Annotated in this window: 15 protein-coding genes and 1 pseudogene; 6 read left to right on the top strand and 10 right to left on the bottom strand. The window is 59.5% G+C overall.

Annotation, left to right across the window (positions count from 1 at the left end; all coding sequences use genetic code 11):
• Positions 1-52: 52 nt before the first annotated feature.
• From gshA to AC6CIA_RS26085, 3 genes are all read right to left on the bottom strand, one after another.
• Complete coding sequence (gshA, locus tag AC6CIA_RS26095; protein WP_498316006.1) at positions 53-1,636, bottom strand: glutamate--cysteine ligase; 1,584 nt, start codon at positions 1,634-1,636, stop codon at positions 53-55.
• A 213-nt stretch (positions 1,637-1,849) separates the two neighbouring features.
• Positions 1,850-2,233, bottom strand: a complete 384-nt coding sequence (locus AC6CIA_RS26090) for a PaaI family thioesterase (RefSeq protein ID WP_498316004.1) — start codon at positions 2,231-2,233, stop codon at positions 1,850-1,852.
• Positions 2,233-4,557, bottom strand: coding sequence for a Tex family protein (locus AC6CIA_RS26085; RefSeq protein ID WP_498316002.1), 2,325 nt, complete (start codon positions 4,555-4,557; stop codon positions 2,233-2,235). The genes AC6CIA_RS26090 and AC6CIA_RS26085 overlap by 1 nt, the downstream gene beginning before the upstream one ends.
• Positions 4,558-4,913: 356 nt before the next feature.
• Between AC6CIA_RS26085 and ompR the strand changes: the two genes are divergently transcribed.
• Positions 4,914-5,654 (top strand): osmolarity response regulator transcription factor OmpR, encoded by a 741-nt coding sequence (gene ompR / locus AC6CIA_RS26080; protein WP_339529307.1) that lies wholly within the window; start codon positions 4,914-4,916, stop codon positions 5,652-5,654.
• A gap of 116 nt (positions 5,655-5,770) precedes the next feature.
• Positions 5,771-7,084, top strand: coding sequence for an ATP-binding protein (locus AC6CIA_RS26075; protein ID WP_498316000.1), 1,314 nt, complete (start codon positions 5,771-5,773; stop codon positions 7,082-7,084).
• An 86-nt stretch (positions 7,085-7,170) separates the two neighbouring features.
• On the opposite strand, the gene rimK is transcribed toward AC6CIA_RS26075, so the two are convergent.
• From rimK to rimA, 3 genes are read right to left on the bottom strand one after another with little or no spacing between them, the layout of a single operon-like run.
• Positions 7,171-8,076: a 30S ribosomal protein S6--L-glutamate ligase gene (gene rimK / locus AC6CIA_RS26070; RefSeq protein WP_084381012.1), complete on the bottom strand. Its 906-nt coding sequence runs from the start codon at positions 8,074-8,076 to the stop codon at positions 7,171-7,173.
• Positions 8,073-8,555: a retropepsin-like aspartic endopeptidase RimB gene (gene rimB, locus AC6CIA_RS26065; RefSeq protein ID WP_498315998.1), complete on the bottom strand. Its 483-nt coding sequence runs from the start codon at positions 8,553-8,555 to the stop codon at positions 8,073-8,075. Before rimB ends, rimK begins: the two co-directional genes overlap by 4 nt.
• Positions 8,556-8,557: 2 nt before the next feature.
• Positions 8,558-9,352 carry a S6 modification regulatory phosphodiesterase RimA gene (rimA, locus tag AC6CIA_RS26060; RefSeq protein ID WP_498315996.1) on the bottom strand — a complete coding sequence of 265 codons (795 nt, stop codon included), beginning with the start codon at positions 9,350-9,352 and terminating at the stop codon, positions 8,558-8,560.
• A gap of 116 nt (positions 9,353-9,468) precedes the next feature.
• Between rimA and AC6CIA_RS26055 the strand changes: the two genes are divergently transcribed.
• Positions 9,469-9,876 carry an RNA-binding S4 domain-containing protein gene (locus AC6CIA_RS26055; RefSeq protein WP_498315995.1) on the top strand — a complete coding sequence of 136 codons (408 nt, stop codon included), beginning with the start codon at positions 9,469-9,471 and terminating at the stop codon, positions 9,874-9,876.
• Between the two features lie 16 nt (positions 9,877-9,892).
• On the opposite strand, the gene AC6CIA_RS26050 is transcribed toward AC6CIA_RS26055, so the two are convergent.
• On the bottom strand, positions 9,893-10,696 hold the full coding sequence (locus AC6CIA_RS26050; RefSeq protein ID WP_498315994.1) for a phosphatase PAP2 family protein: 804 nt from the start codon (positions 10,694-10,696) through the stop codon (positions 9,893-9,895).
• A gap of 125 nt (positions 10,697-10,821) precedes the next feature.
• Between AC6CIA_RS26050 and hslO the strand changes: the two genes are divergently transcribed.
• Positions 10,822-11,724, top strand: coding sequence for an Hsp33 family molecular chaperone HslO (hslO, locus tag AC6CIA_RS26045; protein WP_498315992.1), 903 nt, complete (start codon positions 10,822-10,824; stop codon positions 11,722-11,724).
• Between the two features lie 179 nt (positions 11,725-11,903).
• Positions 11,904-13,445, top strand: a complete 1,542-nt coding sequence (locus AC6CIA_RS26040) for a phosphoenolpyruvate carboxykinase (RefSeq protein ID WP_498315990.1) — start codon at positions 11,904-11,906, stop codon at positions 13,443-13,445.
• Between the two features lie 58 nt (positions 13,446-13,503).
• Here the strand turns inward: AC6CIA_RS26040 and AC6CIA_RS26035 are convergent, their stop codons facing one another.
• The 3 genes from AC6CIA_RS26035 to AC6CIA_RS26025 all read right to left on the bottom strand — a co-directional run bounded on the left by AC6CIA_RS26035 (position 13,504) and on the right by AC6CIA_RS26025 (position 15,505).
• Complete coding sequence (locus tag AC6CIA_RS26035; RefSeq protein ID WP_339529314.1) at positions 13,504-14,367, bottom strand: EamA family transporter; 864 nt, start codon at positions 14,365-14,367, stop codon at positions 13,504-13,506.
• Between the two features lie 15 nt (positions 14,368-14,382).
• Positions 14,383-14,736 carry a DUF1493 family protein gene (locus tag AC6CIA_RS26030; protein WP_498315988.1) on the bottom strand — a complete coding sequence of 118 codons (354 nt, stop codon included), beginning with the start codon at positions 14,734-14,736 and terminating at the stop codon, positions 14,383-14,385.
• 286 nt (positions 14,737-15,022) lie between these two features.
• Positions 15,023-15,505, bottom strand: a complete 483-nt coding sequence (locus tag AC6CIA_RS26025) for a hypothetical protein (RefSeq protein WP_498315986.1) — start codon at positions 15,503-15,505, stop codon at positions 15,023-15,025.
• Positions 15,506-15,904: 399 nt separating this feature from the next.
• Here AC6CIA_RS26025 and AC6CIA_RS26020 point away from each other — a divergent pair.
• Positions 15,905-16,816: pseudogene (locus AC6CIA_RS26020) on the top strand (cytotoxin); the annotation flags it as partial.

The raw sequence follows: 16,816 nt of genomic DNA, 5'->3' as shown, positions 1-16,816 counted from the left end.
GAGACAGGCCCCTTTGCCACGAGACAGGCCCCTTGCCACAGGTCTGCCGGCCTTAGTTGCTGATCGCGAGAATGCTGGCCTGGTACGCCCCGACAAACACATCGAAATCCCCTACTTCGTTCTGTTCCAGCTCCGCCTGGTGCGCCAGCGATGTGCGCGCCAGTTCTTCAAAGCGGGTTTGTTCGTCGGCGGGCAAGGGCTCACGGCGGAAGAAGTCGGCGTGTGCCTGGCTCTGGCGCAGGGAGAATTGGGCGAAGCTCTCTTTGTGTTCGCGCATCGCCGCCAGGACCTGGGCAGACGGGGTCAGGGACGCGTCCTTGACCTTGTCCAACTGGGCATCCAGGGCTTGGCTGTGTTCGTTGATGCCATGACTTTCATCGAGCAGCGCCGCCAACGGGGCAATCTTCTCCAGCAACTCGCTCGCCCATTCCTTCATGTCCACCGATTGGCCATGACGCTGCAATTGCAGGCCCGGGCGCCGTCCTTCCTTGACCACGCTGAGGAAGTTGGAGGTGGCGTTGCTGCACTCATTGTCGGCAAACAACGGACTGTCGTTCAGCGCGCAATACAGCAGGAATGCGTCGAGAAAGCGCGATTCGGGCAGATCGATTCCCATCGGCAGGAACGGGTTGATGTCCAGGCAGCGCACTTCGATGTACTGGATGCCACGGGCCATCAACGCCTGGATCGGGCGTTCACCGGTGTAGGTCACGCGCTTGGGGCGGATGTTGGAGTAGTACTCGTTTTCGATCTGCAGGATGTTGGTGTTGAGCTGAATCCACTCACCGTCCTTGTGGGTGCCCACTTCCACGTAAGGCGCATAGGGGGTCGCCACCGCTTTGCGCAGGCTGTCGGTGTAGCTGAGCAGATCGTTGTAGCAAGGCGTCAACCCCGCTTGGGCATTGCTCTGGTAACCCAGGTCGCTCATGCGCAGGCTGGTGGCGTACGGCAGGTACAGGGTGTCGGCATCGAACTGTTCGAGCTGATGCGAGCGGCCGCGCAGAAATCCGGCGTCCAGCGCTGGCGAAGCACCGAACAGGTACATCAGCAGCCAGCTGTAGCGCCGGAAATTGCGGATCAGGGCGATATAGGCCGTGGACTGGTAGTCGCGGTCGGTACCGACAAAACCTTCGGCTTCCTTGAGCAGCGGCCAGAGCTTTTCCGGCAGGGAAAAGTTGTAGTGGATCCCGGCGATGCACTGCATGGCCTTGCCGTAGCGCAGGGCCAGGCCCTTGCGGTACACGTACTTGAGCTGCCCGATGTTGGAGGTGCCATAGTAGGCAATCGGAATATCTTCCTCGGCCGGCAGCGGGCACGGCATCGATGGGCTCCACAGGTACTCGTTGCCGAGCTTGCTGTAGGCATAGCGATGGATTTCATCGAGGCTGCTCAGGGTGTCCACTGGATTGGCCAGCGCAGGCGTGATGAACTCCAGCAACGACTCCGAGTAGTCGGTGGTGATCCGTTCGTGGGTCAGGGCCGCGCCCAGGGCCTCGGGATGCGGCGTTTGTGCCAGTCGGCCTTCGCCGGTGACGCGCAGGCATTCGCGCTCGATGCCATGCAGGCATTGCTCAAGCAAAGAGAGGTGTTCGTGCTTGCCGAGCAGGGCCAGGCGGCGGTTGAGAAGTTCGCTCAAGTTGGATTCCTTCACGCGTCAGTCGCCCCAATATGGGGGTGGGCAAGACGGTCTACAAGGGTGAAGTGGAAACTGGCGTTATCGCCTGGTTTTCGAGTCCTAATGACCCGCTCGGAAAGTGCCCTGTCGCTCTTGCGCCTGGCTCTCGCGCAGGAAGAAAAGTCCGGCGCAACTTTCGCTGCGCCGAAATTAACTCAAATCGATGACGGGGAGCTATAGGACTGCGAAGGTGCCTTGTGCTTTTGCGACCAGTTTTTCACCCTGATGCACCTCGGCTTCGACCACCAGCGTGCGACGACCGGGGTGAATCACCCGGGCGGTGCACAGTACATCGCCCTCTGCCACCGCACGGATGTAGTTGATCTTGCACTCGATGGTCGCGCTCTGCTGGTCGAAGCCATGGCTGCTGGAACAGGCCAGCCCCATCGCAATGTCCACCAGGCTGAAAATCGCCCCGCCGTGGAGTTTGCCCGCGCGGTTGCGCAGTGGCGGCTCCAGGGTCAGGGCCACCTCGGCCAGGCCTTGGTCGAGGCGTTGCAGGCGGCAGCCGAGCAGTTCGCTGAAGGCGCTGTGGGTCAAGCCGGCGGGCAGTTGCATCAGCGTTTCTTCAGCTGTTTGGCATTGGCGAACAGCGACGCCATGGCGTTGTTGCTCGGGGCCGGCGCGGCGCTTTCCTTGCGCGGCGCGGTGCCTTGGGACTGGCGTGGCGCCGAACCCGGCCGCGAGCCGCGGGCACCGTCGACCTTCTCGCCTGGGGTGTCGCTCATGCGCATCGACAGCCCGACGCGTTTACGCGGGATGTCGACTTCCATGACCTTGACCTTGACCACGTCACCGGCCTTCACCGCTTCGCGCGGGTCCTTGATGAATTTTTCCGAAAGCGCGGAGATATGCACCAGACCGTCCTGATGCACACCGATATCCACGAACGCGCCGAAGTTGGTCACGTTGGTCACCACGCCTTCGAGGATCATGCCCGGTTGCAGGTCCTTGAGGTCCTCGACGCCTTCCTGGAATTCGGCGGTCTTGAATTCCGGACGCGGATCGCGGCCAGGCTTTTCAAGCTCCTGGAGGATGTCGGTGATGGTCGGTACGCCGAAGGTTTCGTCGGTGTATTGTTTCGGGTCCAGGCGCTTGAGGAAGGCCGCATCGCCGATCAACGAGCGAATGTCGCGGTCGGTTTGCGCGGCGATGCGCTGTACCAGCGGATAGGCTTCCGGGTGGACCGCGGAGGCATCCAGTGGGTTATCGCCGTTCATTACACGCAAGAAGCCGGCAGCTTGTTCAAAGGTCTTTTCCCCCAGGCGCGGGACCTTTTTAAGCGCGGCACGGGTCTTGAACGCACCGTTTTCATCGCGGTGGGCGACGATGTTCTGCGCCAGGGTGGCATTGAGGCCGGAAATACGTGCCAGCAACGCGACCGACGCGGTGTTCACGTCGACACCGACGGCGTTCACACAGTCTTCAACCACCGCGTCCAGGCCGCGTGCCAGTTTCAGCTGCGACACGTCGTGCTGGTATTGGCCGACACCGATGGATTTCGGATCGATTTTCACCAGTTCCGCCAGCGGGTCCTGCAGGCGGCGGGCGATGGACACGGCGCCACGGATCGAGACGTCGAGATCCGGGAATTCCCTGGAAGCCAGTTCCGACGCCGAGTACACCGAAGCGCCTGCCTCGGAGACCATGACCTTGGTCATCTTCATGCCTGGATACTTTTTGATCAGCTCCTGCGCGAGCTTGTCGGTCTCGCGGCTGGCGGTGCCGTTGCCGATGGCGATCAGGTCCACGGCATGCTTGGCGCACAGGGCGGCCAGGATCGCCAGGGTCTGGTCCCACTTGTTGTGCGGAACGTGGGGGTAGACCGTCGCGTGGTCCAGCAGCTTGCCGGTGGCGTCGACCACGGCGACCTTGCAACCGGTGCGCAGGCCCGGGTCCAGGCCCAAGGTGGCGCGCGGGCCGGCCGGCGCGGCCAGCAGCAGGTCGTGCAGGTTGTGGGCAAACACATTGATTGCTTCGGTTTCGGCGCCGTCGCGCAATTCGCCGAGCAGGTCGGTTTCCAGGTGGGTGTAGAGCTTGACCTTCCAGGTCCAGCGCACGACTTCACCCAACCACTTGTCGGCAGGACGATTCTGATTCTGGATGCCGAATTGTTGACCGATCATGCCTTCACACGGGTGCATGGTGCCCGGCAACTCTTCACCGACTTTCAGCGCCGAGCTGAGAATGCCTTCGTTGCGGCCACGGAAAATGGCCAGCGCACGGTGCGACGGCATGCTTTTGAGCGGCTCGTCGTGTTCGAAATAGTCGCGGAACTTGGCGCCTTCCTCTTCCTTGCCGGCGATCACGCGAGCGCTGAGGATGGCTTCCTGTTTCAGGTAGTTGCGCAGTTTTTCCAGCAGGTTGGCGTCTTCCGCGAAGCGCTCCATGAGGATGTACTTGGCGCCTTCAAGGGCAGCCTTGACGTCCGCGACGCCTTTTTCAGCATCCACGAAGCGTGCGGCTTCGCCTTCCGGGGTCAGCGACGGATCGTTGAACAGAGCGTCGGCCAATTCACCCAGGCCGGCTTCCAGGGCGATCTGGCCCTTGGTGCGGCGCTTCTGTTTGTAGGGCAGGTACAAGTCTTCAAGACGGGTCTTGGTGTCGGCGAGCTTGATGTCGCGCTCGAGTTGTGGGGTCAACTTGCCCTGTTCCTCGATGCTGGCGAGGATGCTCAGGCGCCGTTCGTCGAGTTCTCGCAGGTAGCGCAGGCGCTCTTCCAGATGACGCAACTGGATATCGTCGAGGCTGCCGGTCACTTCTTTACGGTAACGGGCGATGAAGGGCACCGTGGAGCCCTCATCCAGTAGAGCGACGGCCGCTTCGACCTGTTGTGGGCGTACACCGAGTTCCTCGGCGATGCGGCTGTTGATGCTGTCCATAAAACCACCTGAAAGTCTGAAAGCAGGCTCGCATGCCCGGAAAACAAGGCTGTGCGAGGCTGGTTGAGCGGCCCGACTGGCGCCGCTGCCTGGGTCAAGAGGCAGCCTATTGACCCTCGAAATCGAAAAAGTCACGACATAGGGGTGAAAAAACACCTGGCAGCAATTGGCAACGATCTATCGTTGCCCTGCACAAGGGCGGCGCATTATAACCAGCGTTCCGGCCTTGGGGGGATCGCGCCGATGGTTGCAGGGCGCAGGCTCGCGGGTGGTAGGAGAAAAATCTGCTAACAATGCGCACCGTGCGTATAACGGCAGCTAAGCCATAATGCGCGCCGAGATAAGAGGAGCATCTAATGAGCAGCACTGCACAAACTGCTGAAGGCGAAAAAATTCTCATCGTTGATGACGATCCGGGGCTGAGCAGCCTGCTGGAGCGGTTCTTCACCTCCAAGGGCTACCGTGCCCGCGCGGTGCCGAACACTGAGCAGATGGACCGCCTGCTGGGGCGCGAAGTCTTCAACCTGGTCGTGCTTGACCTGATGTTGCCTGGCGAAGACGGCCTGACGGCCTGCAAACGCCTGCGCAGCAGCAACAACCAGATTCCGATCATCATGCTGACCGCCAAGGGTGACGAGTTGAGCCGCATCAAGGGGCTCGAACTGGGCGCCGACGATTACCTGGCCAAGCCGTTCAACCCCGATGAGTTGATGGCTCGGGTCAAGGCTGTGTTGCGTCGTCAGGCCGCTCCGGTGCCGGGTGCGCCGGGCAGCGAAGATGAAAGCGTGAGCTTTGGTGACTACGAGCTGTCGCTGGCCACCCGTGAGCTCAAGCGTGGCGAAGAAGTTCATATGCTTACCACTGGCGAATTCGCGGTGCTCAAGGCGCTGGTGATGAATGCGCGCCAGCCGCTCACGCGTGACAAGTTGATGAATCTGGCCCGTGGTCGCGAATGGGACGCCCTGGAACGCTCAATCGACGTGCAGATCTCCCGTCTGCGCCGGATGATCGAGCCTGATCCTTCCAAGCCACGTTATATCCAGACGGTGTGGGGAGTGGGCTACGTATTTGTGCCGGATGGCGCTGCTACCAAGTAATCCATGATTTGCATGTGCGGGCACTCCGGTTTTCGACCCCATGAGGTCGGCGGGATGCCCGGCGTCTGCAATTCTGCGAGCGTTGCTCGTTCCTGCAAGGTGTCTAGCCGTCTCCTATGAAAACCCCGCTGTGGTTCCCGCAAAGCTTTTTCTCCCGCACCCTTTGGCTGGTGCTTATTGTCGTGCTGTTTTCCAAGGCGCTGACCCTGGTTTATCTGTTGATGAACGAAGACGTACTGGTGGATCGCCAGTACAGCCACGGTGTTGCCCTGACGTTACGTGCGTATTGGGCTGCCGACCCGGAAAACCGCGAGAAGATCGCCAAGGCGGCGACGCTCACCCGTGTGGTCGGCGCCGGTGTGCCGGAAGGCGAGCAGCATTGGCCCTACAGTGAAATCTACCAGCGGCAGATGCAGGCCGAACTGGGCGAGGACACCGAAGTGCGCCTGCGCATGCATGTCTCGCCGGCACTCTGGGTGCGGGCGCCAAGCCTGGGAGATGGCTGGCTGAAAGTGCCGTTGTATCCGCATCCGCTGCGCGGGCAGAAAATCTGGAATGTGCTGGGTTGGTTCCTGGCGATCGGCTTGCTTTCAACGGCGTCGGCGTGGATTTTCGTGCGCCAGCTCAACCAGCCCCTCAAACGACTGGTGTTTGCGGCCAGGCAATTGGGGCAGGGACGCAGTGTTCGCCTGCCTATCAGTGACACGCCCAGCGAAATGACCGAGGTCTACAGCGCGTTCAACCAGATGGCCGAAGATGTCGAACAGGCCGGTCGAGAACGCGAGCTGATGCTTGCGGGCGTTTCCCACGATTTGCGCACACCGCTGACGCGCCTGCGGCTTTCCCTGGAGCTGATGGGCGATCACACGGACCTTACCGATGACATGGTCCGTGATATCGAAGACATGGACGCGATTCTTGATCAGTTCCTGGCGTTTATCCGGGATGGACGTGATGAGGTGGTGGAAGAGGTCGACCTGACCGATCTGGTGCGTGAGGTCGTGGCGCCGTATAACCAGAACGGCGAGCAGGTGAGTATGCGCCTGGAGCCGATCCAGCCGTTCGCGTTGCGCCGGGTATCGATGAAGCGGTTGTTGAATAACCTCATCGGCAACGCCTTGAATCACGCAGGTTCTGACGTCGAAGTCGCCGCCTATGTGTCGGGCGACACCAGCGCGCCCTACGTGGTCCTGAGCGTCATGGACCGGGGCGCGGGGATCGATCCGGCGGAACTGGAAGGCATTTTCAATCCCTTCACCCGTGGCGATCGGGCCCGTGGTGGCAAAGGTACCGGCCTGGGACTGGCCATTGTGCGGCGGATTGCCTCGATGCATGGCGGCAATGTTGAGCTGCGTAACCGCACTGACGGCGGCCTGGAAGCACGGGTACGCTTGCCGCTGGGCCTGATGTTGCCGCGGGATGCGGTCTAGGTGGTAATCGGCTGCAAGCTGTAAGAAAAAGCATATTGGTTTAGCTCTTTCTTGCAGCTAATAGCTTGCAGCTTGTAACTGCCTTCCTAACCCTTCCCCTTGGTCCGCGTCATGTTCGGTCCACCGTTTTTCTCAAGATGCTGAATGATGATCCCCGCCACGTCCTTGCCGGTGGTGGTTTCAATCCCTTCCAAACCCGGGGACGAGTTCACTTCCATCACCAATGGCCCATGATTCGAACGCAGGATATCCACACCCGCGACGCTCAGGCCCATCACCTTGGCTGCCCGCAAGGCAGTCATGCGTTCTTCCGGGGTGATCTTGATCAGGCTGGCGCTGCCACCGCGATGCAGGTTGGAGCGGAACTCACCGGGCTTGGCCTGGCGCTTCATGGCTGCAATTACCTTGTCACCCACCACCAGGCAACGGATATCGGCGCCGCCAGCCTCCTTGATGTATTCCTGGACCATGATGTTCTGCTTGAGGCCCATGAACGCTTCGATCACCGATTCCGCCGCCGTGGCTGTTTCACATAGCACCACGCCGATGCCTTGTGTGCCTTCCAGCACCTTGATGACCAGGGGAGCGCCGTTGACCATCTCGATCAGGTCGGGAATGTCGTCAGGGGAGTGGGCAAAACCGGTGACCGGCAAACCGATACCGCGGCGCGACAGCAGTTGCAGGGAACGCAACTTATCCCGGGAACGGGCAATGGCTACCGATTCGTTGAGAGGGAACACGCCCATCATCTCGAACTGGCGCAGTACCGCGCAGCCGTAGAACGTCACCGAAGCACCGATGCGCGGGATCACCGCATCGAAACCTTCGAGGGGTTTGCCCCGGTAGTGGATCTGCGGCTTATGACTGGCAATGTTCATATAGGCCCGCAACGTATCGATCACCACCATTTCGTGACCACGTTCGGTGCCGGCTTCGACCAGGCGGCGGGTGGAATACAGACGCGGATTTCGCGACAGCACAGCGATCTTCATGCAACACCTGTGGCAGCAATAGTAGAGACCGGGAACACCGGCTTGTCTTGAACGTACTTGAGCCCGGGATTGACCACCAATTGGCCGTCGATCAGGGCTTTGGAGCCTAGTAACAGGCGGTAACGCATGCTTTTTCGGCAGGCCAGGGTAAATTGCACCCGCCACACTCGATCACCCAGCGCCAGGGTCGTGCTGATGACGTAGCGCACCTGCGCCTGGCCGTTGGAGCTTTTAATGGTTTTCATCGTCACCAGCGGCGCTTCGCAGCGGCGGTGACGCAGTTGCACCACGCTGCCCAGGTGCGCGGTGAAACGCAGCCATTTCTCACCGTCGCGCTCAAAAGGCTCGATGTCGGTGGCGTGCAGGCTGGAGGTGCTGGCTCCGGTGTCGATCTTCGCGCGCAGGCCCGCGACTCCCAGATCGGGAAGCGCCACCCACTCGCGCAGACCGACAACGGTCAAATGATCAAATGTCTTCAATATCAATAACCGGAAAGTTGAGTCGCCCAGGCTTGCGGGGCAATCTCGGGCAGAGCGTTGAATGCAGGCCTGGCGAACCAATAGCCTTGCATCAGAAATATTCCACAGTCGTACAGAAAGTCCCGCTCGCCGGCACTTTCGATGCCTTCGGCGATGACAGTAACGCCCAACTGCTCACAGATTGTGACAATTCCCCGCACGATCACCTGCCGAACACGATCACGGTCGACATCGCGAATCAGCGCCATGTCGAGTTTGATCAGGTCAGGTTGGAAATCGGCCAGCAGATTCAGGCCTGAATGGCCCGCGCCGAAGTCATCGATCGCGGTCATGAAGCCGAATTCGCGGTATTCACGCAGAATATTCGTCAAATGGCGATAGTTATCTATGTGTTCGTTTTCCAGGGTTTCAAAAATCAGTCGATTCAGCGGGAAATTGTGTTCCCGAGCCGCCTCCAGGGTACTGCGTATGCACAGTTCCGGGCGATACACGGCGTTGGGCATGAAGTTGATCGAGAGGTGTGTCCGCATCCCCAATCCAGCGGCCGTGGCGATTGCCTGGGTACGGCAGCGTTGGTCGAAGCGATAGCGATTGCTATTGTTGACCTGATCGAGAATCGACGGCGCGCCTTCGCCGTTCACGCCGCGCACCAGCGCTTCGTGAGCGAAAGTCGAGCGGTCGCGCAGGTCGACAATAGGTTGGTAGGCAAAGGCAAACTCGAAACCCAGCGGCTCACTTTGCTGGCAACCCACGCAACCTTGGTTGGGCGAGGTGAGTGAAGTCGGAAAATCGGTCACGGGTTATCCTCGCTGGAACGGGTTTTGACCTTGCGTATCTTAGGTGAGCCCAAAGGTTTATGCGTCGAAGGCTTCCAAGGTTAAAGTTGCGACATTTTTCAGCGTGAGGAATTCAAGTGGCACAGAAGCACGAAGAGGAAGAAAAGGTCCGTCTGGACAAGTGGCTGTGGGCGGCGCGCTTCTACAAGACCCGTGCCTTGGCCAAGGCCGCTATCGAGAGTGGCAAGGTGCATTGTCGGGGCGAACGCTGCAAGCCGGGCAAGGAACCGCGCGTGGGTGACGAGTTGCAGATTCGCATCGGGTTCGACGAGCGCACGGTGGTGGTTCAAGCGTTATCCATCGTGCGTCGCGGAGCGCCCGAAGCGCAGACGTTGTACAGCGAAACCGCAGCCAGCATCGCCAAGCGCGAAAATGCGACGGCGATGCGCAAGGCCGGCGCGCTGGGCATGAGCACGGACGGCAAGCCCAGCAAGAAACAGCGGCGGGACCTGTTCAAGTTTCGCGGCAGCGGCAATGACGACTAACCGCTGGGCGCGCCGACTATTGTGCGGCGCGTACCAGGCTCAAGCGGCTTATCAGTGGCACCCGCTGGAGCCAACCGAAGACTGGCCCGGTGATCCGTAGCAACCGCTCCGATACTTTCGCCGCAAACGGCGTGTAATAACCCCAGCCCAGGGCCAGCAGCGCCAACAGTACACCGCCGATGTAATCGTCCTGGCCCCAATGTGCGCCCGCCACCAGGCGCGGCATCATAAACAGCAGCGCGAGGCCCCAGATCAGCACAAACTGCCCGATCCGCCTGGCGAACACGCTCATGAACATCCCCCAGATCAACAGTACCGACGCATGGTCACCGGGGAAACTCTGGCTGGAGCGGTCTTTCAGTTCCCAGGTTTTTTCCAGTCCGGGGAAGTAGTCACTCATCTGAATCGCGCCGCTGATCACCATCGACGGGCTACTGTGTTGCCAGCCCATGTGTGCCGCGAGTTTGGAAAACAGCATGCGGATAAACAGCAACAGCAGCAAAATGGCCAGGAAGCCGAAGAACGCCTGGCGTACCTGAACCGCCTTGAACACCCAATTGCCACGAATCAACAGCGTCAGCAGGATCACTCCGACGACTGCATCAAAGGGTCGCAGGCTGGCGACTGCCCATACATGCAGCCAGGTCGGACTGGTGGTCAACGGATCGTTGAGCAGATGAAACAGCCACTCGTCGAAAATCACACAGAGCATCTGGCCCGCGGGCCACAGCCAGAAACCTAACAGCCCCAGCGCCAAGAAATTGCACAGGGTCAATCGCCCGAGGTTCCACTTGGCTTGGAACAAACCCGGATTGTTCATAAACTGTTTCCTCTTGGCTCTTTTAGCGCCTCCCATTGCGGAAGGTGTTCGCACCAAAATGGTGCCGAAAGCGTGATTCTAGAAACATTGTCATCATTTTGTCATCAACTCAGATACCCAGACCTATGACTGATTTACCGGACACCGACTTCACCCAACGCTTCCTCTTTGACGAAAACGACGCTCGCGGCGAGCTCGTTGGCCTGGAGCGCAGCTATGCCGAAGTCCTCGCCAAACACGCCTATCCGGAGCCGGTCGCGCAGCTGCTCGGTGAGTTGATGGCCGCCGCCGCGCTGTTGGTCGGCACGATGAAGTTCGATGGCTTGCTGATCCTTCAGGCCCGCTCGGAAGGCCCGATCCCGCTGCTTATGATCGAGTGTTCCAGCGAACGCGAAATCCGTGGGCTGGCGCGCTACGAAGCTGACCAGATCGCGGCGGATGCGAGCCTGGCGGACCTGATGCCCAACGGTGTGCTGGCGCTCACTGTCGATCCGACCGAAGGCCAGCGTTATCAAGGAATTGTTGATCTGGACGGCGAAACCCTGTCCGACTGCTTCACCAACTATTTCGTCATGTCCCAACAGGTAAACACGCGTTTCTGGCTCAACGCCGATGGCAAGCGCGCGCGTGGCCTGCTGCTGCAGCAATTGCCGGCTGACCGTATCAAGGACGATGATGACCGTGCCGAAAGCTGGCGCAACCTCACTGCGCTCGCCGGGACTCTGACGGCGGAAGAACTGCTGGGCCTGGACAACGAAACCATCCTGCATCGCCTCTATCACGAGGAAGCCGTGCGTCTGTTCGATGCGCAGAGCCTGCGTTTCCATTGCAGTTGCTCCCGCGAACGCTCAGCCAACGCCCTGGTCAGCCTGGGTCTGGAAGATGCGCAGAACCTGGTGGTGGAACACGGTGGCCATATCGAAATCGACTGCCAGTTTTGCAACCAGCGCTACCTGTTCGATACTGCCGATGTCGCTCAATTGTTCGCCGGAGCGGGTGTCGACAGCCCTTCTGACACCCGCCACTAAAACGTTTAAGCACAGGTAAATTACCTGTCAGATGCCGGATTAGAGGCGTTCTGACCGGAGGGCCCTACTTTTTTTGGGCTTTTCTGGCATAATCCGGCCCACTTTTTTCGCGGTAGTAGTGCGCAACTTTCTACTACAAAACGTTTGGAGCACTCGGCCACAGGCCGACGGGGAACCTCATGACGCAAGCCAATAACGCCGTATACACCGATCTGAGTGTTGACGATCTGGTCAAAGAAGCCCTGCAGCGCGGTGAAGGCGAGCTTGCCGATACTGGCGCGCTGGTCGTACGTACTGGTCACCGTACCGGTCGTTCGCCGGTCGACCGTTTCATCGTTGAAGAGCCCTCGACCCAGGCTGCTATCGCCTGGGGTCCGATCAACCGCAAGTTCCCGGCCGACAAGTTTGACGCGCTGTGGGCGCGCGTCGAGGCATTCAACAACGCGCAAGAGCATTTTGTTTCCCACGTGCATGTAGGTGCTGCCCAGGATCACTACCTGGCAGTGAAGATGACCACCCAGACCGCCTGGCAGAACCTGTTCGGCCGTTGCCTGTTCATCAATCCTGCCGAGTACAACCCGGCTGGCCGTGAAGAATGGCAGGTCCTCAACGTGGCCAACTTCGAGTGCGTTCCAGAACGTGACGGCACCAACTCCGACGGTTGCGTGATCATCAACTTTGCGCAGAAAAAAGTGCTGATCGCTGGCATGCGTTACGCCGGCGAAATGAAAAAAGCCATGTTCTCGGTGCAGAACTTCCTGCTGCCGGCCGCCGACGTGCTGCCGATGCACTGTGCCGCCAACATCGGCGAATCAGGCGACGTGACCTTGTTCTTCGGTCTGTCGGGTACTGGCAAGACCACCCTGTCGGCCGATGAAAGCCGTTACCTGATCGGTGACGACGAACACGGCTGGGGCGAAGGCGTGGTGTTCAACATCGAAGGCGGTTGCTATGCCAAGTGCATCGACCTGTCGGAGAAGAACGAGCCGGTTATCTGGAAAGCCATCAAGCACGGCGCGGTACTGGAAAATGTCGTGATCGACGAGGCCAAGCACGCCGATTACGCCGATGTCAGCCTGACCCAGAACAGCCGTGCCGCTTACCCGCTGGAGCATGTTGCCAAACGTTCCGAACAGAACCTGGGCGGCGAACCGAACGCGGTTATCTTCCTGACCTGCGACCTGACTGGCGTTCTGCCGCCGGTGTCGATCCTCAACGAAGAACAAGCGGCCTACCACTTCCTGTCCGGCTACACCGCACTGGTGGGCTCGACTGAAATGGGTTCGGGCAGCGGCATCAAGTCGACGTTCTCCACCTGCTTCGGCGCCCCGTTCTTCCCGCGTCCGGCAGGCGAATACGCAGAGCTGCTGATCAAGCGCATCCGTGGTTTCGGCTCCAAGGTCTACCTGGTCAACACGGGCTGGACCGGCGGCGGCTACGGCGTTGGCAAGCGCTTCAACATCCCGACCACCCGTGCGGTGATTGCTGCGATCCAGAGCGGCGCGTTGATCGGTGCGCAAACCGAGCACCTCGACACCATCAACCTGGACGTGCCATTGAGCGTGCCGGGCGTTGAGACCGGTCTGTTGAACCCACGTAACACCTGGGCCGACAAGGCTGCGTACGACGAAGCGGCGAAGGCGCTGGCGGGTCTGTTCGTTGAAAACTTCAAGAAGTTTGAAGTGAGCGATGCGATCAAGGCCGCGGGTCCGAAGTTGTAAGCATCAATAGCTGTTCAAGAAGCCGCCCCTCGTGGGCGGCTTTTTTGTGCGTGAGGGATCAGCCCACTTGATGTAAAAACACCGCCCCCACCAACACCAGCACGACCCCCAGTACCTGTACCGCCAGCAGCCTTTCCTTGAAGAATACATACCCCAGAATCGCTGCGATCCCGCCGGACAGGGTGCTGATGACGGTCACCACCGAGACCGACCCGGCCATCGCCCCCCACGAAAAGGCCGAGAACCCCCCGAGGTTCATCAGGCTGGCGCCGGTCAGCGCTGTGCAATTTTTCAGCGACGGGATTTTCAGTCCGTCTTTGACTTTCAAGACCATCAACACCAGTACACATACACCCACCAGATAACCGAGCCAGAGCATGCTGACCGGGCCGAGCGCGGGAAGCGTGTAGCGACCTTGCACCCAGAAGCTGGTGCCATACAGCAAGGCGGCGAGCATGGCGTAGGCGATGGCGCGGTTGGGGTTGTGGTGGGGAACGACATCGTCCTTGTGGATGCTGGAGAGGATCACGCCGACCACGCACAAGGCGATGCAGCCGAGTTGGAGCAGGCCTATATGTTCACCGCTGGCCCAGGACAGCAATGTCGTGACAACACCATAGGAGGTCACTAGCGGGGCGACAATCGCGGCTTTACCGAGTGCGAAGGCTTTGGAGAGCGCCAGGGCACCAGAGACGGTGAGCAGCGCGGCTGCGATGCCCAGGATCCAGACACTCAGGGGCGCGGCGAGGGATTTCAGGAGGAAGGTCGGAAAGATCACCAGTAGCAGGGTCATGATCACGAAACCCAAGGCCTGGCCGAAGTAGACCGCGCGCTTGACGCCGACGGCCCGGGCGTTGAGACCTACGAGGAAATCGGTGCCGCCCCAGAGCAGGGCTGCCAGCAGGCCCATTAATACGTCCATGTACGGTCCTTGTTGTCAGGTGTTTTCCAGTCTCTGTGTGTCCCAGCTCCGGGACTGTATGGCCAGATACAGCATGCCGATGGTCAGCGGGACTTTTTCACCGCGGCCCTTGGCGCGGTGTTTCTGGAACACATCGAAGACGGGTGGGTTGAAGTAGCGATAAGCGTCATAGTCGCTCAGATCGACAGCAAAGTCCTGCTCCAGCGCTTCCATCAACTGCTTGGCCTCCGTGCGGTCGCAACCCAGGTCAAAGTTGAGCGAGGTGTCCAGGCGGATAGTTTTGTGCTTGGGCAAGCCGACTTCTTCGTGCAGCAGCTGCAAGAGCTGCTGCATGGCGGCGTCTTCGGGGAAATCGGGGGCCAGATTCATGGTGGGCGCACGCAGGAGTGGATGTGGGAGGCTGTCGCGTCTTGGGCGGTATTTGTTGCGGGTGTTCAGCAAATTGATGCCAGTGAAAAAGGCGAGGATTGGAAGGCTGACGAATTGCAACTCGGTTGTCCAGGACGTAGCGCCGAATAGAAGTGCTGGACCGGCCGCTGTTAAGACAACGCCGAAACATGTTCTGAGTACGGGGCGTTTTAGTTTCCGGTCGAGCAGGGCAGCAAAGGCGACGAAAATAAGAAGTGTGACCCAAGGGGTATATCCAGTTATCACGTTAGCCTCCTTGGAGTTGCCGGGTCATCGCTGACAGTGATCGCTGAGGGCCGATCCCGCCGTCGACCTGTGCGTCGAAGCCGATAACGACGTCATCGGCGTGATAGCTGCGAAGGACATCCTTGACTATCATGCCAACGGTTGCTCCTACGGCGCCTCCAGCAAGGGGCGATATCAGGCTTATTGGCGCTGAAAAGGCGCTGGCAATTAATCCTGCAACGATGGTTCCGCGTTCGTTCAGCACGTCGGCTTGTTGTCGGGTTAGCGGCTTGGAAATCGCGACAGCCATTTTGCACGGCAAGGCACGGGCGAGCATTTTTTCGTAAATTCCCACCAGTCGATATCGCACTTCGTTTGCTGAAGCGCCTGCTTCTAGCAAGCATAGGTTGGCCGAGGTATGCCTATTGGCAGGCACCACAGTGAAACGAATCACGATAAACGTGACGCCGTAATGGCCGATGTATTGAGTCCTTTCGAGATTCACGGCTGTTTGCCAAGGCGTGTGTGAGGGGCGCCAGTGTCAGCTGAAGAACGGTTCGGACTAAAGAGCGGTAGAGCGAGTAAAAGGCAATTTAGGAAGAGGATGGCGCGGCAGGTTGTTGTTTCTTACAGGGATTTCCTGCGCTATCGCGGATAACTCGCGTGTACTCCCGCCGCTTCGGCGCGCCGTCCCTGTTCGGGTCAACCGCTTGGTTCTCAAGAAAATTCTGTGCAGAGATAAATACCTATATCTCCGTCGAGCGTTGCGGCGCTTACCGTGCCGTGGGCGTTGATCACTTGCCTCCGTCCGACGCCTTCAGGTTACGTCATCAGGCTTTAAAGCCTTGAAGGACCTCAATTCCTTGACCTGATAATCAGATCTCTTTCACGGATAGCACGCGCCATGGCGGTTAGAACTACGCAGAGCACACTTGATCGCAGCAACCGCTGCTCCAAACTTGCTTATCAATACCTCGATCAAAAAATCGTTGCCGAAGCGTTTGCAGCCGCGGCATGCGCCGTGCAAAACCTGGCGTGGGTGACGCAAGCAATAGGGGATCGCGAGATCAAGGGTGGCGTGCTGTCTGTGGCGGGGGAGCCCGGCGTTCAAGGAAGCATCGACGGGACCCGGCGGTTCGCCGCCGATCCCACGCAATTTGCCCTATCCAATACCCTCAGTGCTGAACATCTGGGCAAGCCCGGGAGGCTACCCGCGCAAGGACATGCGCGTTTGGTGGAGGTTGGCCCGCAGTTGTACGAGGTCGAATATATCGACTTGAGCAAGCCCACACTCGCCGCCGGTCCAAGCAGCGTGCCGGCGTATTTTCTTGGCTACAACGGCGCCAACCAAGCTAATGCAATGCCTGCCTATGTGGATATTCCAAAACGGGCGGCGCAGGGGAGCTTCCTTTTCACCGGAGCGTTGTCAGGTTGCTCGGTGATAGTCACCCATCTTGATCCCACTACTTATCGGGTCTATCACGACGGTCGCACCAACAGTTCTCTGCTTTACGACAATGTAGCGATGGCGGTCGATTATAAGGACTACCGAATACCGGGCAGCATCTTGGCCCTTGCCATGGTTTACATGCAGTACGTCGAGGGCGAATGGCAGACGGTGCTTCAACGCCATGATTTTGAACGCGACGGTAAAGGCTGCATACGGTTGAAGCGGCGTGGGGTGGCGCAAGCGCTTTCCAGGTATAGCGCCAACGATCAAACGGTGAAGCGTAACCAGGCTGAATTCGCGGCCTACCGCAAGCAGGTTCACGAACGACTGAAGAAAGCGGCTACCCAGTTTGGTGTGTCGGTCGAA

Source organism: Pseudomonas sp. GQ91 (genome assembly GCF_059758795.1).
Note: the sequence above shows the minus strand (reverse complement) of the source record. Positions and strands in the feature narration are given on the sequence as shown.